The sequence below is a fragment of the Agromyces sp. NPDC127015 genome, from assembly GCF_042725165.1.
GTDB classification, from domain to species: Bacteria; Actinomycetota; Actinomycetes; order Actinomycetales; family Microbacteriaceae; genus Agromyces; species Agromyces chromiiresistens.
The window spans coordinates 298,045-320,060 of record NZ_JBHXDI010000002.1 but is presented as its reverse complement, the minus strand read 5'-3'; the positions used below and the strand labels follow the sequence as shown (position 1 = coordinate 320,060).

General features: G+C 73.4%; 19 protein-coding genes. 8 read left to right on the top strand and 11 right to left on the bottom strand.

Annotated elements, in window-relative coordinates:
* Positions 1-16: 16 nt before the first annotated feature.
* Both ACFWGP_RS07750 and ACFWGP_RS07745 read left to right on the top strand, forming a co-directional pair.
* Complete coding sequence (locus ACFWGP_RS07750) at positions 17-1,051, top strand: agmatine/peptidylarginine deiminase (RefSeq protein WP_376930585.1); 1,035 nt, start codon at positions 17-19, stop codon at positions 1,049-1,051.
* A complete protein-coding gene (locus ACFWGP_RS07745) occupies positions 1,048-2,775 on the top strand; it encodes an amidase (protein ID WP_376930584.1) in 1,728 nt (575 codons plus the stop codon). The genes ACFWGP_RS07750 and ACFWGP_RS07745 overlap by 4 nt, the downstream gene beginning before the upstream one ends.
* Here the strand turns inward: ACFWGP_RS07745 and ACFWGP_RS07740 are convergent.
* The 4 genes from ACFWGP_RS07740 to ACFWGP_RS07725 all read right to left on the bottom strand — a co-directional run bounded on the left by ACFWGP_RS07740 (position 2,772) and on the right by ACFWGP_RS07725 (position 7,354).
* The gene (locus ACFWGP_RS07740) at positions 2,772-3,332 is read right to left on the bottom strand and encodes a hypothetical protein (RefSeq protein WP_376930583.1); all 561 of its coding nucleotides are present in this window, start codon (positions 3,330-3,332) and stop codon (positions 2,772-2,774) included. The two genes, ACFWGP_RS07745 and ACFWGP_RS07740, sit on opposite strands and share 4 nt — an antisense overlap.
* A gap of 335 nt (positions 3,333-3,667) precedes the next feature.
* Positions 3,668-5,398: a molybdopterin-dependent oxidoreductase gene (locus ACFWGP_RS07735; RefSeq protein ID WP_376930582.1), complete on the bottom strand. Its 1,731-nt coding sequence runs from the start codon at positions 5,396-5,398 to the stop codon at positions 3,668-3,670.
* A gap of 115 nt (positions 5,399-5,513) precedes the next feature.
* Complete coding sequence (locus ACFWGP_RS07730; RefSeq protein ID WP_376930581.1) at positions 5,514-6,221, bottom strand: alpha/beta family hydrolase; 708 nt, start codon at positions 6,219-6,221, stop codon at positions 5,514-5,516.
* On the bottom strand, positions 6,218-7,354 hold the full coding sequence (locus ACFWGP_RS07725) for a DUF2207 domain-containing protein (protein ID WP_231429830.1): 1,137 nt from the start codon (positions 7,352-7,354) through the stop codon (positions 6,218-6,220). The genes ACFWGP_RS07730 and ACFWGP_RS07725 overlap by 4 nt, the downstream gene beginning before the upstream one ends.
* Before the next feature lie 101 nt (positions 7,355-7,455).
* On the opposite strand from ACFWGP_RS07725, the gene ACFWGP_RS07720 reads away from it, so the two are divergent.
* Complete coding sequence (locus ACFWGP_RS07720) at positions 7,456-7,674, top strand: hypothetical protein (protein ID WP_231429831.1); 219 nt, start codon at positions 7,456-7,458, stop codon at positions 7,672-7,674.
* Between the two features lie 73 nt (positions 7,675-7,747).
* Here the strand turns inward: ACFWGP_RS07720 and ACFWGP_RS07715 are convergent, their stop codons facing one another.
* The 3 genes from ACFWGP_RS07715 to ACFWGP_RS07705 all read right to left on the bottom strand — a co-directional run bounded on the left by ACFWGP_RS07715 (position 7,748) and on the right by ACFWGP_RS07705 (position 13,919).
* Positions 7,748-10,675 (bottom strand): aminotransferase class III-fold pyridoxal phosphate-dependent enzyme, encoded by a 2,928-nt coding sequence (locus ACFWGP_RS07715; protein ID WP_376930580.1) that lies wholly within the window; start codon positions 10,673-10,675, stop codon positions 7,748-7,750.
* 127 nt (positions 10,676-10,802) lie between these two features.
* Positions 10,803-11,081 carry a helix-turn-helix transcriptional regulator gene (locus ACFWGP_RS07710; RefSeq protein ID WP_231429833.1) on the bottom strand — a complete coding sequence of 93 codons (279 nt, stop codon included), beginning with the start codon at positions 11,079-11,081 and terminating at the stop codon, positions 10,803-10,805.
* 168 nt (positions 11,082-11,249) lie between these two features.
* On the bottom strand, positions 11,250-13,919 hold the full coding sequence (locus tag ACFWGP_RS07705) for a LuxR C-terminal-related transcriptional regulator (protein WP_376930579.1): 2,670 nt from the start codon (positions 13,917-13,919) through the stop codon (positions 11,250-11,252).
* Positions 13,920-13,989: 70 nt separating this feature from the next.
* On the opposite strand from ACFWGP_RS07705, the gene ACFWGP_RS07700 reads away from it, so the two are divergent.
* Positions 13,990-14,325 (top strand): multidrug efflux SMR transporter, encoded by a 336-nt coding sequence (locus ACFWGP_RS07700; RefSeq protein WP_275505293.1) that lies wholly within the window; start codon positions 13,990-13,992, stop codon positions 14,323-14,325.
* Position 14,326: 1 nt separating this feature from the next.
* Here ACFWGP_RS07700 and ACFWGP_RS07695 read toward each other — a convergent pair whose 3' ends face one another.
* Complete coding sequence (locus tag ACFWGP_RS07695; protein WP_376930578.1) at positions 14,327-15,355, bottom strand: aromatic acid exporter family protein; 1,029 nt, start codon at positions 15,353-15,355, stop codon at positions 14,327-14,329.
* Positions 15,356-15,433: 78 nt separating this feature from the next.
* Here ACFWGP_RS07695 and ACFWGP_RS07690 point away from each other — a divergent pair, with 78 nt between their 5' ends.
* Positions 15,434-16,372, top strand: coding sequence for a 5'-3' exonuclease H3TH domain-containing protein (locus tag ACFWGP_RS07690; RefSeq protein WP_376930577.1), 939 nt, complete (start codon positions 15,434-15,436; stop codon positions 16,370-16,372).
* Positions 16,373-16,445: 73 nt separating this feature from the next.
* On the opposite strand, the gene ACFWGP_RS07685 is transcribed toward ACFWGP_RS07690, so the two are convergent.
* The gene (locus ACFWGP_RS07685) at positions 16,446-16,856 is read right to left on the bottom strand and encodes a hypothetical protein (RefSeq protein WP_376930576.1); all 411 of its coding nucleotides are present in this window, start codon (positions 16,854-16,856) and stop codon (positions 16,446-16,448) included.
* Positions 16,857-16,915: 59 nt separating this feature from the next.
* On the opposite strand from ACFWGP_RS07685, the gene ACFWGP_RS07680 reads away from it, so the two are divergent.
* Entirely contained in the window at positions 16,916-18,115 is a 1,200-nt protein-coding gene (locus ACFWGP_RS07680; RefSeq protein ID WP_376930575.1) for a fumarylacetoacetate hydrolase family protein, read from the top strand.
* Between the two features lie 25 nt (positions 18,116-18,140).
* Here ACFWGP_RS07680 and ACFWGP_RS07675 read toward each other — a convergent pair whose 3' ends face one another.
* Positions 18,141-19,109, bottom strand: a complete 969-nt coding sequence (locus ACFWGP_RS07675; protein ID WP_376930574.1) for a hypothetical protein — start codon at positions 19,107-19,109, stop codon at positions 18,141-18,143.
* A 140-nt stretch (positions 19,110-19,249) separates the two neighbouring features.
* On the opposite strand from ACFWGP_RS07675, the gene ACFWGP_RS07670 reads away from it, so the two are divergent.
* Entirely contained in the window at positions 19,250-20,203 is a 954-nt protein-coding gene (locus ACFWGP_RS07670; RefSeq protein ID WP_231429841.1) for a GlxA family transcriptional regulator, read from the top strand.
* Positions 20,204-20,212: 9 nt separating this feature from the next.
* On the opposite strand, the gene ACFWGP_RS07665 is transcribed toward ACFWGP_RS07670, so the two are convergent.
* Positions 20,213-20,749 carry a GNAT family N-acetyltransferase gene (locus ACFWGP_RS07665; protein WP_376930573.1) on the bottom strand — a complete coding sequence of 179 codons (537 nt, stop codon included), beginning with the start codon at positions 20,747-20,749 and terminating at the stop codon, positions 20,213-20,215.
* Positions 20,750-20,882: 133 nt separating this feature from the next.
* Here ACFWGP_RS07665 and gap point away from each other — a divergent pair, with 133 nt between their 5' ends.
* A complete protein-coding gene (gene gap / locus ACFWGP_RS07660; RefSeq protein ID WP_231429843.1) occupies positions 20,883-21,884 on the top strand; it encodes a type I glyceraldehyde-3-phosphate dehydrogenase in 1,002 nt (333 codons plus the stop codon).
* Positions 21,885-22,016: the final 132 nt, after the last annotated feature.

Genomic DNA, 22,016 nt, shown 5'->3' with positions numbered 1-22,016 from the left:
GAAGGGGAGACCACGCATGGCCTGGCGCATGCCGAGTGAGACCGCACTGCACGAGCGCACCTGGATGGCGTTCCCCCGTGAGGGGTTCACCCTCGGCGAGGAACTCGCCGAGCGCGAGCAGGGCTACGCGGCGTGGACGGCCGTCGCCCACGCCGTCGCCGAGTTCGAGCCCGTCACGATGGTCGTCGACCCGACCGAGCTCGACCGCGCCCGCCGCATGCTGAGTTCGGAGATCGAGATCGTCGAGGCCCCGCTCGACGAGTTCTGGATGCGCGACTTCGGCCCCACGTTCGTCGTCGACGACGAGCGCCCGGGCGTGCTCGGCGCCGTCGACTGGACGTTCAACGGCTGGGGCGCCCCCGAGTGGGCCGAGTGGCGCAAGTCGGCCGAGATCGCCCGCTTCGTCGCCCCGCTCGTCGGCGCCGAACTGGTGTCGAGCGTGCTCGTCAACGAGGGCGGGGGCATCCACGTCGACGGCGAGGGCACCGTGCTCGTCACCGAGACCGTGCAGCTCGACCCGCGCCGCAACCCCTACGCCGACAAGGCCCGCGTCGAGGCCGAGCTCGCCCGCACGATCGGCGCGACCAAGGTCGTGTGGCTTCCGCGCGGCCTGACCCGCGACTACGACGAGTTCGGCACCAACGGCCACGTCGACATCGTGGCGACCATCACCTCGCCCGGCAAGCTGCTGCTGCACGCGCAGCAGAACCCCGACCACCCCGACTACGAGGTCACGCGCGAGCTGCGCGCGGTGCTCGAGCAGGCGACGGATGCCGCGGGGCGGCGCTTCGAGATCGTCGACATCCCCGCGCCCGAGACGCTGCGCGACGACGAGGGCTTCGTCGACTACAGCTACGTCAACCACCTGGTCGTGAACGACGGCATCATCGCGTGCGGCTTCGGTGAGGAGCGGGCGGATGCCGCGGCTCGCGAGATCCTCGAGGCCGCCTATCCCGGTCGGCGCGCCGTGACGGTCGACTCGCGCGACATCTTCGCCCGTGGCGGCGGCATCCACTGCATCACCCAGCAGCAGCCGGCTGTGGCCCGATGAGCGGGTTCGACGTCGTCGAGGCGCCGATCGAGCGCCTGCGCGCCGCGCTCGAGGCGGGCGAGACCACCGCTGTCGAGCTGCTCGACGCGTATCTCGCGCGCATCGCCGCCTACGATGCGTCGGGCACAGAGACCGCGCTCAACGCGCTGGTCGTCATGAATCCGGATGCCGCGGCCGAGGCCCGTGCTTCCGACGAGCGTCGCTCGCGCGGCGAGGTGCTCGGGCCGCTCGACGGCATCCCGTACACCGCGAAGGACAGCTACCTCGCGAAGGGGCTCACCGCGGCCGCCGGATCGCCCGCGTTCGAGCACCTCGTCGCGCAGCGCGACGCGTTCACGATCGAGCGGCTGCGCGCCGGCGGCGCCGTGCTCATCGGGCTCACGAACATGCCGCCGATGGCGAACGGCGGCATGCAGCGCGGCGTCTACGGCCGGGCCGAGAGCCCGTACAACGCCGAGTGGCTGACGAGCGCGTTCGGCTCGGGCTCGTCGAACGGGTCGGGCACCGCGACGGCGGCGTCGTTCGGCGCATTCGGCCTGGGCGAGGAGACCTGGTCGAGCGGGCGCGCGCCGGCGTCGAACAATGCGCTGTGCGCGTACACGCCGTCGCGCGGCGTGATCTCGGTGCGCGGCAACTGGCCGCTCGTGCCGACGATGGACGTCGTGGTGCCGCACACCCGCACGATGGCCGACCTGTTCGAGCTGCTCGACGTCATCGTCGCCGACGACCCCGAGACGCGCGGCGACTTCTGGCGCGCACAGCCGTGGGTGCGGATCCCCGCGTCGTCCGCGGTGCGACCGGCGTCGTATCCCGCGCTCGCCCCGGTCGACGCGTCGGCGGCTCGTGCCGCGCTCGCCGGCAAGCGCATCGGCGTGCCGAAGATGTACATCAACGCCGACCCCGAGGCCGGCACGAACCCCGACGGCGGCATCGGCGGTCCGACCGGCGAGCGGGTCGAGACGCGCGAGTCGGTCATCGAGCTGTGGGAGGCCGCGCGCCGCGACCTCGAGGCGGCCGGCGCCGAGGTCGTCGACGTCGACTTCCCGGTCGTGACGAACTACGAGGGCGACCGCCCCGGAGCGCCGACGGTCAAGACCCGCGGGCTCGTCAGCGAGGAGTTCCTGAAGTACGAGATCGTCGACCTGTCGGCGTGGGCGTGGGAGGACTTCCTGCAGGCCAACGGCGACCCGGCCCTCTCGACGCTCACGGGCGTCGAGGGCGCGACGATCTTCCCGCAGCCGCCGGGCGCGCTGCTCGACCGCTACACGGGCTTCGACGACGACATCGCCGAGTATCCGGCGCAGGTGCGCGAGCACCCGTATGCGTCGTTCACCGAGATCCCCGAGCTCGAGGCGGGCGTGCGCGGCCTCGAGGAGACCCGCCGCATCGACCTCGAGCAGTGGATGGACGGGCTCGGCCTCGATGCCGTCGCGTTCCCCGCGGTCGCCGATGTCGGCCCCGCCGACATGGACGTGAACGAGGCCTCGGCCGACCTCGGCTGGCGCAATGGCGTCTGGGTCGCGAACGGCAACCTCGTGCCGCGCCACCTCGGCATCCCGACCGTGACGGTGCCGATGGGCACGATGGCCGACATCCGCATGCCGGTGGGCCTCACCTTCGCGGGACGTGCCTACGACGACACGGAGCTGCTCACGCTCGCCGCCGCCTTCGAGGCGACCGGATCGCGCCGCACCGCGCCGCCGCGCACGCCCCGCCTGGGCTAGGTCGAGGATGCCTCGGGCTCGACGCCCCTCGCCCACTCGGTGAGGGGCGTCGATGCTGCTCGGGCGCGCTCGAGCGCCGGCTTGTCGAAGAGTTCGAGTCGCGTCGCCGACTCGACGTGCACGCGCGTGCGGAGCAGCTTCGACGCGATGCGCTCGAGCGCGTACGCCTCGCCGCTGCCTCGATGCAGCGCGGTCGTGACGAGCAGCTCGAGCGGACGTGGCGGCACCCACGGAGCGTCGTCGTCCTCGTCCTCGGCGCCCTCGGCTTCGGCCGGCCCGTGCTCGGCGGTGTCGCCCAAGTGGATCAACCGGATGTCGGTCGCCTCGCGCTTCGCGAACACGCGGATCAGCTCATCGCGCCGGAGCGCGAGCCGATCGGCGACCGGCAGTTCGTCGAACGTGACCCGCCCGTCGATCCTGACGATCGATCCCCGACGCGCCGCGTACTCGGTGATCGCATCCGCGACGACGTAGGTTCGCGTGCTGTCGAGCAGGTAGGCGAGATCGCCGATCGCTCGGTGGGTCCCGTCGTCGACCCGGATCGTTCGCGTCGCCATCTGAAGCTCCTCGGTGGTGGTGGTGGCGGTCGTCGCGTCGACTGGCGACCAACGCTTCGCCGACCGTGTGGATTTGTGGACTTGTGGACGACCTGCGTGTGGATTCGTGGACTTGTGGACGACCTGCGTGTGGATTTGTGGACTTGTGAACAGGCTCTCGGGAAGGATGCTCCCACCGCGCGGGGTGCCGCGTCGCACGCGACGGCTCATCGTCGACCGGACGCTCCGGTCCGGGGCTGGGGAGGACGAGTGCGGGCGGGGAGGAATGGCGATGGGTGCGACGGAGGGCCGGCGCGAGTGGCGCCGGAGCGCAGCGACGTCTCGAACCCCGCGCGTCAGCGCACGTCGACGGTGATCTCGTGCAGGCCGGTGGCGCCGTCGGGCACGACCGGGCGTTCTTCCGCGGTCTGCAGCTCGCCGTCGGCGCCGGTCGCGCGTACCCGCAGCGTGTGGCTTCCGGACGAGGCATCCGGCCATGCGAAGCGCCACTGCACCCAGGTGTCGTCCGAGATCGCGGTGGCGAGTTCGGCCGGGCGCCACGCGCCCTCGTCGACCTGCACCTCGACGCCTTCGATGCCCGTGTGCTGGTGCCAGGCGACGCCGGCGACGACCACGTCGCCCGCCTCGACCGACTGTCCGCGCCGCGGCACGTCGATGCGCGACGAGAGCTTGATGGGGCCGTGGTCGCTCCAGCCGCGGTCGGTCCAGTACGCGCGCGCCCGGTCGAATCGCGTGACCTCGAGGTCGACGACCCACTTCGTGGCCGAGACGTAGCCGTAGAGGCCCGGCACGACCATGCGCACCGGGAAGCCATGCTCGATCGGCAGCGGCTCGCCGTTCATGCCGACGGCCAGGATCGCGTCGCGGTCGTCCTGCAGCACCTCGATCGGCGTCGAGGCCGTGAAGCCGTCTGAGCTGCGCGAGAGCACCATGTCGGCGTCCGGGAGCGGGCGCGCACGGGCGAGCAACTCGCGGATCGGGTAGCCGAGCCAAACCGCGTTGCCGATGAGATCGCCGCCGACCTCGTTCGAGACGCACGCGAGCGTCGTGACGCTCTCGGCGAGGGGAAGGGCGAGCAGCTCGTCCCAGGTGAGTTCGAACTCCTGCTCGACCATGCCGTGCACGCGCAGCTTCCACTCGGCCGGGTCGAGCACGGGCACCGCGAGGGCCGTGTCGATGCGGTAGAAGTCGGCGTTCAGGGTGATGACCGGGGCGAGCCCGTCGATGCCGAGGTCGGCGCCCGACGGCACGGACGCCCTCGAGGTCGGCGTCGGCAGCCTGATCGCCTCGCGCACCGCCGTCACCGCCCGCCCGCCGGCCTGGATCGCAGCACCGCCGATGGCGGCGAGCGCGCCGATCACCGCGGCGCCACCCGCCCAGCCGAGGAACGCCCGTCGCGTCGTGCGGGTCCCCGAGGCGGGGACGGATGTCTCGCGAGTGGTGGCTGGGGTGGCGGGGGCGAGTGCCTCGTGCGCGGTGGTTGGGGCCGTGGGGGCGGGCGTCTCGCGTGCGGCTGCTGGAGTGGCGGAAGCGGGCGTCTCGCCTGTGGCTGCTGGAGTGGCGGAAGCGGGCGTCTCCCCTGGGGCGGTCGAGGCGGGGCGCCGCGACGTCTCGACGCCGGCGACCGCGGCGAGCCGTCGCACGAGCACCCGCAGCGCCACCACGGCGGCCGCGCCCGCGACGAGCGACGGCACGACCGCGAGCATCGGCGCGTTCGCACGCGTCGCGGCGGCGACCGCCCCGGAGACGCCGAACACCGCGAAGACCGCGCTTCCCCACGGCGGCCGGCGTGACTCGAGGACGCCCGCACCGCACGCCGCGACGAGCAGCACGAGCACGATGCCGGTGACGAGGGCGAGCTTGTCGGCGGTGCCGAACAGGGCGATCGCGGCGTCCTTCGCCCACGGTGGCGCGAGATCGATCAGCGCGGACCCGATGACGACCACCGGCCCCGACTCGGGTGCGATCACCGCGGCGACGAGTTCGCCGAGGCCCGCGCCGAAGACCGCCGCCGCGGCACCCGCGGCCGCGGGGAGGAGCCATCCGGTCGACCGTGCGTCGCCCATGAGGCCAGCGTACGCGGCGGGGCAGTGTGCGCGCCGAGTCTTCGCCGTGGTCGCGAAACGGTGCTGCGCGCCGAGTCGACGGACGGAGCTGCGGTCTCGATACCGCGCTGCGCGCCTACTCGGCCGACGGGGCGTGCGCGCGCACGAACGAGGCCGCGCGCTCCGCGAGCGACGCACCGATCTCGGCCGCGGGGCGCTTCGCGCCCTTCACCTCGAACGAGTGGTTGGCCCCGTCGATCCACTCGACGACGGCGTTCGGCCCCACCCGCTCCGCGACCGCGTCGAGCTGCTCGTTCGGAATCGCGAACGGGTCGTTGCGCCCCTGCAGGAACAGCATCGGCATCGTGATGCCCGGCAGGTGCTCGTCGCGCGGCTTGTCGGCCTTGCCCGGTGCGTGCAGCGGGTACCCGAGGAACACGAGCCCCGAGGCATCCATGCCCGAGGCGACGGCCATCGAGGCCATGCGCCCGCCGAACGACTTGCCCGCTGCCCAGACCGGCTCGCCAGCACGCCCGGCCTGCACGGCCAGCTCGCCGGCGACCCCCATGACCGTTCGCCACGCCGCGATCGCGGCGGGCGGCCGGTCGGGGAAGCGGCGTCCGGCCTCGCGATACGCGAAGTTGAAGCGCAGGGTCGAGAATCCGTCGGCGTTCAGCGCCCGCGTGAAGCCCGACATGAACGGATGATCCATGCCCGCGCCCGCGCCGTGCGCGACGACGATCGTGGCCGAGGCATCGCCGCCGGCCGGGCGGGCGTAGACGCCCGAGACCGCGGTGCCGTCGAGGTCGATCGAGATCGCCTGCTCGAGGTCGGTGAGGCTCATGAGCCCAGCCCTTCGAAGATGCCGCCGATGCCCTCGATCACCGAACCGGTGCCGTCGACGAGGTCGCCGACCACGGCGGTCAGCTCGAGCACGCCGCCCGCGGCGTCGATCGCGGCGGCCACCTCCGCGGTGACGTCGACGAGGTCTCCGAGCGTGTCGACGTTCGTGTGCGCGAGCGTGTCGGCCTCGAGGCGGAGCTTCGCGAGCCACTCCCGTTCGAGGCCGAACAGCACGGCGTACGGCAGCAGGCGCTCATGCAGGTGGAAGCGCTCGAGCTGCGCGGATGCCTCGGGGTCGGCGCCGATCGACGGCCCGCCGCCGATCGACCCGGCCGGGGCGTCGGCGCGGAGCTCCGCTCCGCTCGGCGACTGCAGCACGCGGAGCCGGTCGGCCTCGGCGACCTCGAGGTAGCGGCGAAGTCCGGCGAGGTGCTCGCGATGCGGGAGCGACGGCGGCAGGTACCGTCGCCACGAGGCCGGGGTGACGAAGATCGTCGCGATCGTCACGGCCACGGCCGCGAGCGTGGCGAAGAACGCGGTCCAGTCGCCCGCGATGAGCGTGAACACGAGCAGCAGCGCTTCGACGAGCATGCCGAGGTAGGCGAGCACGGTCAGGGTCGTGCCGGGCCAGGTGACGCGCCGGTCGCCGACGAGTCCCTCGCGCGCGAGCGCGAGCTCGGTGAACGTCATGAGCGTCTTCAGCCGCCCGGCCAGCGCCCGGCGGTCGGCCGAGAAGCGGCGCAGGCGTGCGCCCGTGTGCTCGGGGCCGAACAGCACCTCGAGCAAGGCGGTGTCGGCGGTGGTGAGCCGTGCGCCGTCGGTGAGCTCCACGCCGATCGGCTCCCGGGAGCGGGAACCGGACGCGCCGCCCGCCGTGCCCGCAGCCGACGCGCCCGCCGTGCCGGCGATGAGCCGCACCTTGCGCTTGACCGCGAGGTCGATGAGCGCCGCCGCGGCGGCCCGCTTGTCGGCGTCGGCGAGCACCGCATCGCGGAGCAGCGTCGTGCCGCGCTCGGGCGCGTACTGCACGACGCGGGCCGTCACGGGCTGCGCGGCGAACGCGCGTGCGACGAGCCCGAGCACCAGGATGAGGCACGCGGGCACGATCGCGAGCAGGATGACGGCGGTGAGCACGCGCCCAGTCTAGGGATCATCGAGTTCCCGGCCGAGCGGTCGGAAGGCGACGCGCGGGCCGGCTGCCGGGGATGTCGGCGGGGCGGCGTAGCTTGACTGCCATGACGAACCAGCTGCAGACCGAAGCCCCGCGCGAGGCGCTCGACGAGCCGTGCCCCCGGTGCGGTTCGGCCGCCGTGCGTGCGATCGTCTACGGCCCGCTCGACCTCGCGGTCGAGGCCGAGACCGTCGACCCGTTCCTCACCGACGACGCTCCGATCTTCGACTGCCGCGACTGCGGGTTCGAGTGGGGCCTCGCCGTGCGCGACCTGCTCGCCTGAGCCGCAACCGTCGGTCGAGTAGCGCGCGACGGAGGAGCACGCGTATCGAGACCACTCGATCGACCGGCGACCCCTACCAGCCTTCGCCGAGCACCCGGTCGAGCATCTCGACGAAGAACTCGGCCGACTCGGGTTCGACGCACAGCGGCGGCTTCGTCTTCAGCACGTTCTGGTGGTCGCCCGTGGGCTGCATGACGACCCCGAGCTCGAGCAGCCGATCGCAGATCGCGCGCGTCTCGTCGGTCGCCGGTTCGAGCGTCTCGCGGTCGCGCACGAACTCGACGCCGAGGTACAGGCCGAGCCCGTGCACGGCGCCGATGAGCGGGTGCCGTTCGGCGAGCTCCTCGAGCATCCGCTTGAGGTAGGCGCCGGTCGACGCCGCGTTCTGCTGCAGCCCCATCTGCTCGTACGCGTCGAGCACCGTGAGCCCGGCGATCGACGAGGCCGGGCTGCCGCCAGTCGACGAGAAGAAGTACCCCTGCGTGCGGAACCGCGCCGCGATCTCGCGCGTCGTGATCACCGCGCCGAGCGGATACCCGTTGCCCATCGCCTTCGCGACGGCGACGACGTCGGGCACCACGCCCTGCTGCTCGAAGCCCCAGAACCACTCGCCGAGGCGCCCGTAGCCGGCCTGCACCTCGTCGGCGATCGCGAGCCCGCCCGCCTCCCGCACGGCGGCGTACACCTCGGCGAGATAGCCGTCGGGCAGGGGGATGCCTCCGGCGTTGCCGTAGAACGTCTCCGCGATGAACGCGGCCGGGGGCCGGCCCGAGTCCGCGAGCTCGCGGATCCGCGCCGCGGCCTCGGGCGCGTAGCGCGCGGCATCCGCCCCTCGGTACCGGCCGCGGAACGAGTTCGGCGCCTCGACGGCGTGCACCCAGTCGGGGCGCGTCTCGAGCGCGTTCGGGTTGTCGGCCGTCGAGGTCGAGACGGCGTCGGAGCCGTAGGTCCAGCCGTGGTAGGCCTCGAGCACGCTCACGACGTCGCGCCGGCCGGTCGCGGCGAGCGCGACGCGGATCGCGAGGTCGGCGGCCTCCGACCCCGAGTTCACGAGGAACACGGTGTCGAGCGGATCGGGCAGGAGTCCGGCGAGCCGCTCGGAGAACTCGACGACCGCCTCGTAGTTGAACCGCGAGTTCGTGTTGAGCCGGCGCAGCTGCCGGTGCACCGCGTCGGCGAGGCCGACGTGGCCGTGACCGAGCGGCGTCACGTTGTTGACCATGTCGAGGTAGACGCGCGCGTCGGTGTCGGCGAGGTGCTCGCGCCAACCGCGCTCGATCTGCGGCGGGGCCTCGTAGTAGTGCTCCTGCACCTCGGCGAAGGCCGCGTTGCGCCGCCCGATGAGCGACTCGCGGTCGGTCGAGTCGGCGCGCGGCGCGCTATCGAGACCCAGCATCGGCGCCGGATCGAGCGTCACCGCGAGCCATCCCGCGGCGTACTCGGGCCGCACGAGGTGCGGCGTGCCGGCGCGGCCGAGCCGCACCCGGACGCGCGTGCGCGCGGGCACGATCCAGTCGCCGTCGGCGTCCTGCGTCGCACCCTCGACGACGAGGTGCTCGGATGCCTCGAGCCGTTGCGGTTCGGCGTACCAGACGTCGATGCCGACCGGCACCGTCGCGGGCGAGGTCTGCGAGAGGGTGCGGCTCGCGGTCAGCCGGGGCGTGCCGCGGTCGAGCCAGGCCGCCGACGCACCGGCGTCGAGGGCCTCGAGCGCGAGTCGCGCCTCGAGCGCCTCGCCGTCGAGCCACGCACCGCCGTCGGCGGCCTCGGCGAACACCGACACGTCGAGCCGCGCCGGCGAGGCGGTCGCAGTCCCCTTCGAAGATCTCGGCGGGAGCCGGTGCTCGCGTGCGGGCCCGTCGTGCGTTCGTGCGCCGAGATCGACCTGCGGCGAATCGTGAACCCCGAGCGCATCGGCGATGACCGCCGTCATCACGTCGGCCGGCACCGAGGTCGCCTGCTCGAAGATGCGCCATTCGCGGTCGAGCGCCGACCGCGCGTAGTCGTTCGACTCGCCGTCGAGCTGCACCTGGTGCTCGCCGCTCACGACGAGCACGGCGCCACGCAGCACGACGAGCGGCCAGAGCGCGGCGACCTCGGCGGGTGCGAGCGGGCGCAGCGCGTGGAACGCGCGCACCGCGGGCAGTACCGAGACGGGTTCGGCGCCGGCATGGTGCAGCACCGACGAGATCGTGATCGCGAGCTCGCCGACGGCCCAGCTGCGGGTGACGTCGCCGAAGTCGATCATGCCGTCGGGCATCCGCCGGCCGCCCTCGACGCGGCAGACCACGTTGTCGTCGGTGAGGTCGAGGTGCACCGCCTGCTGCGGCAGTTCGTCGGCGAGGGCGGCGACGGTGCGCCAGGCCTCGCGGGCGGCGCCCTGCACGAGCTCGCGCCGGTAGTGGTCGGGGTGATGCGGCGCGAGCAGTTCGACGACGCGGTCGGCGAAGCGCGGATCCCACTGCAGCGCCCGGTCGAGCCCGGCGTGGTCGAGGTCGGCGAGCGCGAGGCTCGCCGTCGCGGCGAGTTCGCCCATGCGGGCGACGACTGCGGGGGCGAGATAGGCGTCGCCCGTGAGCGTGCCGCCGCCCAGGAACTCGAGCAGTCGCACCGCGAGTGGTCCCGCGCTCGTGTCGGCGACGACGGAGCGCGGCCGCCCGTCGGCGTCCTTCGTGGTCGTCGCGACGCGGACGCCCGCCATTCGACCGCCCGACCCGTCGGCGATGCGCTCGGCCGCGGCATCCTGCGCGGCGAGCTCGGCCGCCGTGAAGGCGGGGTTCGTGATCTTCACGACGCCGAGGGGGGCGCCGCCGTCGGCGGCGTCGTCGGCCGCGGCATCCCGAGCCAGGAAGTTCTGGTCCTGCTGGCTGCCGAGGGATTCGAGTTCGACGTCGAGCCCCCACTCGGCGGCGACGATGCCGCGCACCTCGTCGACCGGCAGCGCCGGCGCAGGCAGCTCGCCGACCGAGAAGAAGTCGAATCCGGTCGGTTCAGCGGTCATCGTCGGCCCTCTCCTGCGCGGCGCTCGCGGCGTGCTCGTCGTGCGGCGGATGCGGGGCGCACGAACCGGCCCCGTGGCATCCGCTTACGACCCTAGACGCCCGCCGCGGTTGACGCGCAGACCTCGTTCACACCGCCGCCCGCGCCCACACGACGGCGGCGATGACGCGCCGATTCTCGTCGGGGCAGCGCAGCAGTCCGAGCTTCGAGAAGATCGAGCGCACGTGCGACTCGACCGTGCGCTCCGAGAGGAAGAGGCCGGCCGCGATCGCGGCGTTCGAGGCACCGCACGCGAGCGCGCGCAGCACGGTCAGCTCGCCGGCGGTGAGCGAGGCGAGGTCGGGTACGCGGGCGTCGATCCAGTCGAACTCCGCATTGGTGGTGTCGGGGGCGAGTAGCTGCCGCATTGGGGCACTCCTTCGGGGTGCGGCAACCCTCGGCGAGGCGCGACCGTCGGGCAACGGTCGTACGGGGAGCCGGCTCGTCGAGGTGCTCGCCGACAAGATTACGGATGCCTCGTGCCGGCGCCCTACGTAGTCGGGTACGTAAATCGGGGCGATGCGCTCGCGGCGTCGTCAGCCGCCGTCGGCGAGGTCGCGCAGTTGGGCGCGCCCCTCGACGCCGAGCTTCGCGTAGATGCGATGCGCGTGCGCCTCGACCGTGCGCGTCGAGAGCCCGAGGCGCACGGCGATCTCGCGGTCCGAATGCCCGCCGGCGATCAGGGCCGCGATCTCGCCCTCGCGTTCGCTGAGATCGGGTCCGAGGCTCGCCCGGGCGACGGCGATCGTGTGCAGCCGGCCCGTCGTCGACTCGATGCCCCGCACCCGGAGCCGCGAGGCGGCGGCCCGCCCGCCGCGACCGGCCGCGGCCCAGTGCACGGCGGCCTGGGCGGCCGCGTCGGTCGCGGTGATGAGGTCGCCGTCGGCCTCGAACGCCCGCGAGAGCTCGTCGAGCTCGGCCGCGTCGCCGCGATCCCACGCGTCGGCGTGCCGGGGCGCGAGCCGCGCGCGGGGTCCGTCGAGCCCGTCGGCGAGGTCGCTGACCCGATCGCGGAGCCCGCGCGCTCCGTGCCGCACCGCGTCGTGCAGGGCGCGGAGGGCCAGCGCCGGGGCATCCTGCTCGATCGCGAGGTCGGCCGCCGCCACCGCGCCGGCCGCGGCCTCGGCGGCCCTGCCGGCGGCGGCGTCGATCAGCGCCGCGACGCGCTCGAGCTGCGGCAGCCGGTAGCGGAACGCGGGCGACCACTCGGCCCGCGCCCGCTCGAGCGCGCGTCGCGCCCGGCGGAGGTCGCCGCCGAGGGCCTCGCCCTCGGCGAGGTCGACGAGGTTGAGCGGCGACCAGCCGGTGTGGTCGTGGCCGCCGATCGCAGCCTGCGCCGACGTGAGGGCGACGAGCCCCTCGGCGATGCGGCCGCTGCGCACGAGGGCGCGTCCGGTGAGGTTGAGCAGCCGGCTGTCGAAGGGCGGGGGTGCCTCGCGATCGTCGGCGAGCACCCGCTCGGAGAGGTCGGCGGCCTCGCCCATGCGCCCGGCGAGGTGCAGGGCGAGCAGGTGCGCGTCGAGCAGCACGGTGCGCAGCACGGCGGCGTCGTAGCCGCCGCGGGCCGCCGCATATCCCGGCTCGGCGACCGCCGCGACCTCGTCGCTGCGGCCCGCGCAGGCGAGCGCCGTGACCCGGGCGATCGTCGCGAACGCGATGGCCCGGCCGCTGTGCCCGGGATGCGCGAGCGCCGCGTCGGCGAGGTCGAGCGCGTGCGCCGGATGGGCCTGGAAGGCGTGCTCCCATGCGAGCATCGCCGCGAGCTCGGCGCGGTCCCCGTCGTCGGTCGCCGCCGCTCGGGCCGCCTCCGTGCGCGCGATCGCGCCCTCGGGGTCGCCGAGGACGAAGAACCGGTTGCCGGAATCGACGATGAGCGCGTCGACGGGCGGCCGCTCGGCATCGAGGAGCGGCGCGAGCATCGCGGCGGCCGCCTCGCCGTGGCTGCGCAGCGACAGGGCGTAGGCGGCGAGCGTCGTCGCCGCGGGTGGTCCGCCGTGCTCGGCCGACGCCGTGGCGAGCCGCGCGGTGAGGTCGAGGTCGAGGCGCGCGAACGCGGTCGCCGCCGCTTCGAGGTGGAGCGCGGCGTCGCCGCCGCCGTTCGAACCGTCGGCCTGGAGACTCAGCAGCGAGCGGGAGACGATGTCGAGGTCGACGCCCGTGTGCTCGACGGCGTCGAGGATGCGGCCGCGGAGCCGGCGCGCCCGGAGGGGGCCCATCGCGGCTCGGCGGGCCTCGGCGAAGAGCGGGTGCGCGGCCCGCAGCGTGATGAGGTGCCCCGGGTCGTCGATCGCCGCGACGATCACGCCGCGCGCCTCGAGCTCGTCGAGCAGGCGCACGTCGGCGCTCGGCACGGCCTCGATGATCGCCGCGAGGGGGAACGGCTCGAGCAGCGAGACGGCGTCGAGCACCTCGAGCCGGGTGTCGTCGAGCCCGATGAGCGTCTGCTCGATGAGCGCGCCGAGTTCCGCGGGCAGCGGGCTCGCGGGGTCGGGCACGAAGGGGAGTGATGTCGCCGGTTCGTCGGCGTCGTCGGCGAGCCCGCCGGCAGCCTCGTCGTCGCCGCCGGCGGCGAGGGCGTCGCGCCAGTCCTGCGCGATGTGGGTGATGTACAACGGGTTGCCCTGGCTGCGCTCCCACAGCCGGTGCGCGGCGACGGCCTCGAGCGGCCGTTCGAGGATGGCCGACGCGAGCCGGCCCGTCGCGGCCTCGTCGAGCGGGTGCACCTCGATCCGTTCGACGAGGTCGTCCTTCCAGAGGTCGACGATCACGTCGGGCAGCGGCGCGGGCGTGCGGGCGGTGAGCACGAGACTCGTCTGCGGGCGACGGGCGAGGGTCTGCACGAGCAGCGCCGACATCGGATCGAGCGCGTGCACGTCGTCGACGAAGACGGCGGTCGGCCGGTCGCCGGGGCTGATCTCGGCGGCGAGCTGGGCGAGCAGTGCGAGGGTGTCGTCGCCTTCGCGCGTGTACGCGGCGAACGCTCCGAGCGGCTGGTGCTGCGCCGTGCGGCTCGCGGTCGCCCAGACCGCCCCGAGCCGGTGCCGGCGCACGAGCCGGTACAGCTCGCGCGCGATCCGGGTCTTGCCGATGCCGGGCGCACCCACGAGCAGCGCCCCGCGACGCCGCTCCGACGCGGGCGATTCGACGAGCCGGCGCGCCACCCGCGAGAGCTCGTGATCCCGACCGACGATCGGCCATCCGTCCACGGGTTCATCATGCTCCTCGGCCGGGGCGGGCGATAGGGGCGCGCCCCCGGCCGCATGCGAGCATGGCTGCATGGCATGGGTCTACCTGGCGCTCGCGATCGGCTTCGAGGTCGCGGCGACGAGCTTCATCGGCAAGACCGAGGGGTTCACGAAGCTCTGGTGGACGGTCGCCGTGCTCGCCGGCTACGGCGTCTCGTTCGCCATGCTCGCGCAGGCGGTGCGCGAGCTCGAGATCGGCGTCGTCTACGCGATCTGGTCGGGCGTCGGCACGGCCGCGATCGTGGCGATCGGCGTGCTCTTCCTCGGCGAGAGCCTCACCGTGCCGAAGCTCCTCGGCATCGGGCTCATCATCGCGGGCGTCATCGTGCTCAACGTCTTCGCCGGGCAGTCGGCCGCGCACGGCTGAGCTACTCCTCGAGCAGCTCGCCGCGGATGCGCCGCAGGTCCTCCATGAGCGACCCGATCAGGATCCAGTGGCCCGAGCGCGGCGGCGAGACCACGAGCGGCGCCGTGAGCGCGGGGATCGCCGACGTCATCGGCTCGGGGTCGACGTCGGCGAGATGCACGGCGAGCCGTACGTCGTGCGCGGCGCGGCGCAGCTGCTCGGCGATCGCCTGCACCGTCGGCTCATCGGCGAGCGACGGGTCGTAGTGGTCGAACGTCGCCCGTGTCATGCCGATGACCTGCGTGACGATCGGACTCAACCGCTCGATGAGCGCCCGCATCTCGGCGAGGTCGGTGCGGTGCGCCGAGCGCCGCGGGTTGAAGGTCAGCGATTCCTCGCCCGCCGAGATCGATGCGTCCGCGGCATCCCGCATCGGTCGCATGAGACGGGCCTCGAGCATCAGCTGCTGCAGCTGGGGTGCGGACTGCGGCGCCTCGAGGGCGTGCGCGAGGCGGTCGAGGGATGCCGCGAGCTCGCCCCCGAGCAGTGCGAGGTCGCGGCGGGCGGGGGCGACCGCGACCGGCGGCACGACGGCCGCGTTCACGACGATGCCGATCGCCGCGCCGATGAGCGTCTCGATCACCCGGTCGAGCGCGTACTCGGGCGACGACGAGCCGAGCGCGAGCACGAGCATCGCGCTGATCGCGACCTGGTTGGAGGTGCCCGGCGTCATCTTGAGCGCCCACGCGACGAGCATCGCGACGACGATCGCGACGAGGATGATCCAGCTGTTCTGCCCGACCGTCAACGAGATCGCCGTCGCGATGAGCACGCCGAGGATGACGCCGACCGAACGCTCGACGGCCTTGCCGAACGACTGGTTCACGCTCGGCTGCACGACGAGCAGCGCCGCGATCGCGGCGAACACGGGGAGCTGCCCGGGGATGAGCCAGCCGGCGACGAGCCACGCCGCGATCGTCGCGACCGACGCCTTCGCGACCTGCAGCAGGGGCGGGCGCTTCGAGGCGCGCAGCGTGGCGGTGATGCCCATGCGCTCCATTCTCCCCATTGAGCGCCTCCTCGACCCGCATGGTCGCCCGCGGGGGAGGTCCGTGCCATGATCGGCGGTGTGGCCGACCGACTGATGCTCCTCGACACCGCCTCCCTCTACTTCCGCGCCTTCTACGGCGTGCCCGACTCGATCAAGCGCGCCGACGGCACCCCGGTGAACGCGGTGCGGGGGCTCCTCGACATGATCGCCCGGCTCACCGTCGACTTCGAGGCGACCGAGCTCATCGCCTGCTGGGACGACGACTGGCGGCCGGGCTGGCGCGTCGCGCTCATCCCGACCTACAAGGCGCACCGGGTCGAGCGCGCGGTGCCGGGCGGCGTCGACGTGGAGGAGACCCCGCCCGGGCTCGTCAAGCAGATCCCGCTCATCCGCGAGGTGCTCGGGCTCATCGGCGTGCCGATCGTCGGCGCAGCCGAGCACGAGGCCGACGACGTGATCGGCACGCTCGCCACCGGCGCCGGGCGGCCCGTCGACATCGTGACGGGCGACCGCGACCTGTTCCAGCTCGTCGACGACGAGGCATCCGTTCGCGTGATCAACACGGCGCGCGGCATGTCGAAGCTCGAAATCGTCACCGACGCGGTCGTCGTCGGCAAGTACGGCGTGCTGCCCGAGCAGTATGCCGACTTCGCGACGCTGCGGGGCGACAACTCCGACGGCCTGCCGGGCGTCGCCGGCGTGGGCGAGAAGACCGCGGCGGGGCTCATCCAGCAGTTCGTCGACCTCGACGGCATCATCGAGGCCGCGGGGGACGCCTCGGCGAAGATGTCGGCCGGCGTGCGCACGAAGCTCGTCGCGGCCGCCGACTACCTCGCCGTCGCGCCGAAGGTCGTCGAGGTCGTGCGCGACCTCGACCTGCCCGAGGTCGACGCGCACCTGCGGCCGGTCGCGGGCGACCGTCGTGCAGCGCTCGAGCGCCTCACCGACGAGTGGAACCTCGGCGGCTCGGTGCCGCGCGTGCTCGCGGCGCTCGACTCCGTCGGGTCGGTCGAGTAGCGCCAAGCGCGCATCGAGAACGCGGCCGCGGCCCTGGCCGACGGCGCGGCCTCGAAACCGGTCGCTCCGCTCCCTACGCGACCGACGAGGCCTCGATCACCCCGACCGGCGCCCGCTCGGGCGCGAACCAGTACGGCGGAGCGGGCAGCTCGATGCCCGTCGAGGCGAGCCAGATCACGACGAACGCGTAGCAGGCGACGACGACGGCGAGTGCGCCGAGCGCGAAGGCCGCGCGCACCGTCCAGGAGGTGCGCACCCCTGCGCGCCGGTAGCGCGGCATCGCCATCGCGGCGACCCAGATCGCGGCGCACCCGAACCCCACGATCCACACCGTGCGCAGCGCATCGCCCTCGAGCGGGGCGAACAGCGCGATGACGAGCGCACCGGCGCCGAGGAGGAGGCCGGTCCAAGCGAAGAAGCGGGCGAAGCCGATGCCGCCGAGATCGTCGTCGCCGGTCCACCAGGGGCCGTTCGGGTCGGTCATGCTCCGATCGTAGGGGCGCGCCGCCGCCGGTGTTGATGCGCGCGGCCGCCGATCCTGCGATGCTCGAGTCCGTGAGCCAGGAGCCGAACCCCACCGCCGACGCCGCCGCGATGCTGCCGGTCGACGGCACGGCCGGCACGCTCGCCGGCCGCGTCTTCCATCCCGCCGTCGGCGGGCCGAGCGTCGTGGCGATCCGCGAGGCGGGCGTCGTCGACGTCAGCATGCACTTCGCGACCATGCGCGCGCTCACCGAGCTGCCCGACCCGGCCGCCGCACTCGCCGCTGCCGACGGACCCGTGCTCGGCACGCTCGCCGAGATCGTGGCGAACACGCCCGACGACGTGCGCGCCCCCGGCCGGCCGTGGCTGCTCTCGCCGATCGACCTGCACGTCGTGAAGGCGGCCGGCGTCACCTTCCCGGTGTCGATGATCGAGCGCATCATCGAGGAGCGCGCCCTGGGCGCAGCCGAGTCGGCGGCCGACGTGCGCGACGAGGTGCTCGCCGTCATCGGCGGCACGCTCGACGACCTCGTGCCCGGTTCGCCCGAGGCGGCCGCCCTCAAGGAGCTGCTCATCGAGCAGGGCCTCTGGAGCCAGTACCTGGAGGTCGGCATCGGCCCCGACGCCGAGGTCTTCACGAAGGCACCGGTGCTCTCGACCGTCGGGTCGGGTGCCGACGTGGGCGTGCTGTCGACGTCGGCGTGGAGCAACCCCGAGCCCGAGCTCGTGCTCGTCGTCGCCTCCGATGGGCGCATCGTCGGGGCGACGCTCGGCAACGATGTGAACCTGCGCGACGTCGAGGGCCGCTCGGCGCTGCTCCTCGGCAAGGCGAAGGACAACAACGCCTCGGCCGCGGTCGGCCCGTTCATCCGGCTCTTCGACGACGGCTACGGCCTCGACGACGTGCGGCGCGCGGTCGTGACCCTCGAGGTCGACGGTGCCGACGGGTTCCGGCTCGAGGCGACGAGCCCGCTCGAGCGCATCAGTCGCGATCCCGCCGATCTCGTCGCACAGACGGTCGGCGCCCATCATCGGTACCCCGACGGGTTCGTGCTCTACCTCGGCACCCTGTTCGCGCCGATCCAGGATCGCGACGAGGCCGGGCACGGGTTCACGCACCGGCTCGATGACGTCGTGACGATCCGCGAGCCCAGGCTCGGCGCCCTCATCAACAGGGTGCGCCACAGCGAGACGGTCGCGCCGTGGACCTTCGGCATCGACGAGCTCTATCGCGGCCTCGCGCGGCGCGGACTGCTCTGACCGTCGCGCGGGTCGGGATGCGGCATCAGGCCCCGGACGCCTCGCCGCCGGTGCCCGCGCGGGCGGCGGTGCGGCGGGCGAGCAGTGCGCGGACGACGAGTCCGACCGCGGCGACCACGACGGCCACGACGATCGGCTTCACGACGAGGTCCGGGTCGGTCGCGGCCAGGCGGAACACACCCGCACCGTAGTCGAGCATCTCGCCGGGTACGCGCGCGAGCACCCGGCTGCCGAGTGCCGCCGACGCCGCGGTGATCAGGGCCGGCGCGAGCCACAGCAGGGCGAGGGCGGCGATCGCCGCGATGATCCGCCCGGCGGTGCGGACGCCCGCCCACGCGATCGCGAGGCCGATGAGCACGGACGGCACCCACCGCACCGCCGTCCAGAGCCACTCGGGTTCGCCGGCGAAGGCCGGGCCGCGCGGCGCCATGAGCAGGTGCAGCCATCCCGGCAGCAGGACCGCGGCGATCGCGATGCCGACCACCGCGCCGGCCTGCGGAGCCCGGCCGATGAGCCAGAGCACCGATGCGCCGATGCCGACGGCGAGCACCGCGACCGTCAGCACGCCGGCGAGGAAGACGGCCGACCAGGTGTCCTCGCGAAGGCCAGGGCCGACCGTCGCGGCGCTCTGCGCGACCGCGACGACGTCGACCAGCAGCACGCCGAAGAACAGCAGTGCGAACCCGCGTGCGGGTGTGCGAGCGCGGAGGATGCGCCCGGCGAGTCCGCCGGCCGCCGCCCCGACGACGAGGAGCGAGGCGATCGTCGACAGGGAGTACTGGCTGAAGGGCAGCAGCACGAGCGGCATGTCATCCGGCAGGGTGTCGGTCGCCCAGAGATTCTGCAGCGGCAGTCGCATGCCGGTGAGCAGCCACGGCAGCAGTCCGAGCAGGGCCGCTCCCATGCCGACGAGGAGCAGTTGCCAGGGCCGCATCCGCCGGGCACCCGTCTCGAGGTCGTCGGACTCGGGCTGGATCGTTCGTGACTCGCTCATCGGCACCTCGGTGATCGTTCGGATCGGCTGGAGCAGTGCAGGGTCCGTTCACCCTATGGCCCGATCGTCGCGGCGCGGACGACCGGGCGCAGCCCGTCGCGGGTTGGCATGAGGCTTGCGCTGCATGGCATTCTTGCCGCATGACCCGTCGTCCTCACCGCGTCGCCGTGCTCGTGCTCGAGGGTGCGAAGCCGCTCGACGTCGGCATCCCCGCCCAGGTGTTCTCGACCCGCGCGAGCATGCCGTACGAGGTGCGGGTGTGCGGAGCCGCGCCGGGGCTCGTGACCGGCGGCGACGGACTCTCGTACCATGTGGCCGACGGCCTCGAGGCCCTCGAGTGGGCCGAGACCGTCTTCATCCCCGGCTACCGGCACCCCGATCGCGACGACCCGCCGGCCGCGGTCGTCGATGCGCTGCGCGCCGCCCATGGGCGCGGCGCCCGGCTCGCCGCGATCTCGACGGGCGCGTTCGCGCTCGCCGCGACCGGGCTGCTCGACGGCCGCCGCGCGACGACGCACTGGCACTACACGCGGGCGCTCGCCACGAGGCATCCGCTCGTGAACGTCGATGCGAACGTGCTGTTCGTCGACGAGGGACAGGTGCTCACCTCGGCCGGTGCCGCGAGCGGACTCGACCTGTGCCTGCACCTCGTGCGGCGAGACCACGGCGTCGGCGTCGCGAACCACGCCGCCCGGCGGCTCGTCGCCGCCCCCTACCGGTCGGGCGGCCAGGCGCAGTACGTGCCGCGCAGCCTGCCGCCCGAGCTCGGCCCGGTGTTCGCGGCAACGCGCGAGTGGGCGCTGCGCCGGCTCGACGAACCGCTCGCGCTCGGCGACCTCGCCCGGCATGCGAACGTGTCGCCGCGCACCTTCTCGCGCCGATTCGTCGAGGACACCGGCTACACGCCCATGCAGTGGGTGCTGCGCGCCCGGGTCGACATGGCGCGCGAACTGCTCGAGCGCAGCGACCTCGGCGTCGAGCAGATCGCGGCGCGTGCCGGTCTCGGCACCGGGGCGAACCTGCGCCTGCACTTCAAGCGCATCCTCGGTACCTCGCCGAGCGACTACCGGCAGACCTTCGCACGCGGCGAGTAGCCGGGGCGGCTAGAGGTCGAGCATGCTCCACACGATCTCGCCGAGCTCGTCGGCCGTCGAGTGGTCGCGCCGGAACCCGAGCTTGTCGAGCACCCGGAACGACGGCGTGTTCCACGTGCGCACCGTCGACCAGAGCCGGTCGCGGCCGGTCTCGCGGGCCGCGTCGACGACGGCGGCCGCCGCTTCGGTCGCGTAGCCGTGCCCGTGCGCACTGCGGAGCAGCTCGTAGGCGAGCTCGGGCTCGTCGATCGTCGAGCGGCCGACGACGAGTCCGCAGTAGCCGAGGAACTCGTCGCTGCCGCGCAACCGCAGTGTCAGGCAATGGATGCCGCGACGGGGCGCGTTCTCGCGGGCGCCGGTGACCTCGGCGCGTGCCGCGTCGAGGCTCAGCAGACGACCCTCGTCGACCCGGTCGCCCTCTCGCTCGGCGCGCGCCTCCTCGCGCTCGCGCACGAGCAGGCGGTAGCCGTCGGCGTCCCACTCGTCCCACAGGCGCAGGCTGAGACGGTCGGTGTCGCGGGCATCGGCGAGCGGGGCGTAGGGCATGGGGTTCAGGCTATCGGGGAGAGCACGGCCGGGTTGGCGAGATCCTTACGAGCACTGTCTTGCGTGCCACTCCCGCCCGAGGCATCCGCACCGCAGAGTGGAGGTATCGCGGACTGAAAGGACCCATCCCCGCATGACCACCCGCATCGCCATCAACGGTTTCGGACGCATCGGCCGCAACGTCGTGCGCGCCCTCGTCGAGCGCGGCGCCGACCTCGAGCTCGTCGCCGTCAACGACCTCACCGACCCCGCGGCCCTCGCGCGCCTGCTGAAGTACGACAGCACGGCGGGCCGCTTCGGCTACCCCGTCGAGGTCGACGGCGATGTGCTCGTGATCGACGGCCGTCGCGTCAAGGTGCTCGCAGAGCGCGACCCCGCGAAGCTGCCGTGGGGCGAGCTCGGCGTCGACGTCGTGCTCGAGTCGACCGGGCGCTTCACCGACGCGACCGCCGCCCGCGCCCACCTCGACGCCGGCGCGAAGAAGGTGCTCGTGTCGGCCCCGTCGAAGGGCGCCGACGTCACCCTCGCCTACGGCGTGAACACCGAGGCGTACGACGCCGAACTGCACACCATCGTCTCGAACGCGTCGTGCACCACCAACGCGCTCGCCCCGCTCGCGAAGGTGCTCGACGACCTCGCCGGCATCGAGCACGGCTTCATGACGACGATCCACGCGTACACGCAGGACCAGAACCTGCAGGACGCCCCGCACTCCGACCCCCGCCGCGCTCGCGCCGCCGCCGTCAACATCGTGCCGAGCTCGACCGGTGCCGCGAAGGCGATCGGCCTCGTGCTGCCGAAGCTCGACGGCAAGCTCAACGGCGACTCGATGCGCGTGCCCGTGCCGGTCGGATCGATCGTCGAGCTCAACACGACCGTCTCGAAGGACGTCACCCTCGACGAGGTGCTCGCCGCCTACAAGGCCGCCGCCTCGGAGGGCCCGCTCAAGGGCGTGCTCGAGTACTCCGACGAGGCGCTCGTGTCGAGCGACATCGTCGGCAACCCGCACTCGTCGATCTTCGACGCCGAGCTCACCCGCGTCGACGGCCGCCACATCAAGGTCGTCGCCTGGTACGACAACGAGTGGGGCTTCTCGAACCGCGTGATCGACTCGCTCACGCTGCTCGCCGGCTAGATCACCGCAGACCCCGCCGCCGCACGGTGCGCGGAACTGCGGCGCACCCCTGCCCCGCGCCGCAGAAACGGGCCCGCCTCTCCGGAGGCGGGCCCGTTCGCGTTCCGGTCGTCCTGCCGCGCTTGCGGCGGG

Bases quoted from the DNA above. Each gene is read 5' to 3' on its own strand.
- ACFWGP_RS07750 (WP_376930585.1), top strand. From the start codon at position 17: ATGGCCTGGCGCATGCCGAGTGAGACCGCACTGCACGAGCGCACCTGG.
- ACFWGP_RS07745 (WP_376930584.1), top strand. From the start codon at position 1,048: ATGAGCGGGTTCGACGTCGTCGAGGCGCCGATCGAGCGCCTGCGCGCC.
- ACFWGP_RS07740 (WP_376930583.1), bottom strand. From the start codon at position 3,332: ATGGCGACGCGAACGATCCGGGTCGACGACGGGACCCACCGAGCGATC.
- ACFWGP_RS07735 (WP_376930582.1), bottom strand. From the start codon at position 5,398: ATGGGCGACGCACGGTCGACCGGATGGCTCCTCCCCGCGGCCGCGGGT.
- ACFWGP_RS07730 (WP_376930581.1), bottom strand. From the start codon at position 6,221: ATGAGCCTCACCGACCTCGAGCAGGCGATCTCGATCGACCTCGACGGC.
- ACFWGP_RS07720 (WP_231429831.1), top strand. From the start codon at position 7,456: ATGACGAACCAGCTGCAGACCGAAGCCCCGCGCGAGGCGCTCGACGAG.
- ACFWGP_RS07715 (WP_376930580.1), bottom strand. From the start codon at position 10,675: ATGACCGCTGAACCGACCGGATTCGACTTCTTCTCGGTCGGCGAGCTG.
- ACFWGP_RS07710 (WP_231429833.1), bottom strand. From the start codon at position 11,081: ATGCGGCAGCTACTCGCCCCCGACACCACCAATGCGGAGTTCGACTGG.
- ACFWGP_RS07700 (WP_275505293.1), top strand. From the start codon at position 13,990: ATGGCATGGGTCTACCTGGCGCTCGCGATCGGCTTCGAGGTCGCGGCG.
- ACFWGP_RS07695 (WP_376930578.1), bottom strand. From the start codon at position 15,355: ATGGGCATCACCGCCACGCTGCGCGCCTCGAAGCGCCCGCCCCTGCTG.
- ACFWGP_RS07685 (WP_376930576.1), bottom strand. From the start codon at position 16,856: ATGACCGACCCGAACGGCCCCTGGTGGACCGGCGACGACGATCTCGGC.
- ACFWGP_RS07680 (WP_376930575.1), top strand. From the start codon at position 16,916: ATGCTCGAGTCCGTGAGCCAGGAGCCGAACCCCACCGCCGACGCCGCC.
- ACFWGP_RS07675 (WP_376930574.1), bottom strand. From the start codon at position 19,109: ATGAGCGAGTCACGAACGATCCAGCCCGAGTCCGACGACCTCGAGACG.
- ACFWGP_RS07670 (WP_231429841.1), top strand. From the start codon at position 19,250: ATGACCCGTCGTCCTCACCGCGTCGCCGTGCTCGTGCTCGAGGGTGCG.
- ACFWGP_RS07665 (WP_376930573.1), bottom strand. From the start codon at position 20,749: ATGCCCTACGCCCCGCTCGCCGATGCCCGCGACACCGACCGTCTCAGC.
- gap (WP_231429843.1), top strand. From the start codon at position 20,883: ATGACCACCCGCATCGCCATCAACGGTTTCGGACGCATCGGCCGCAAC.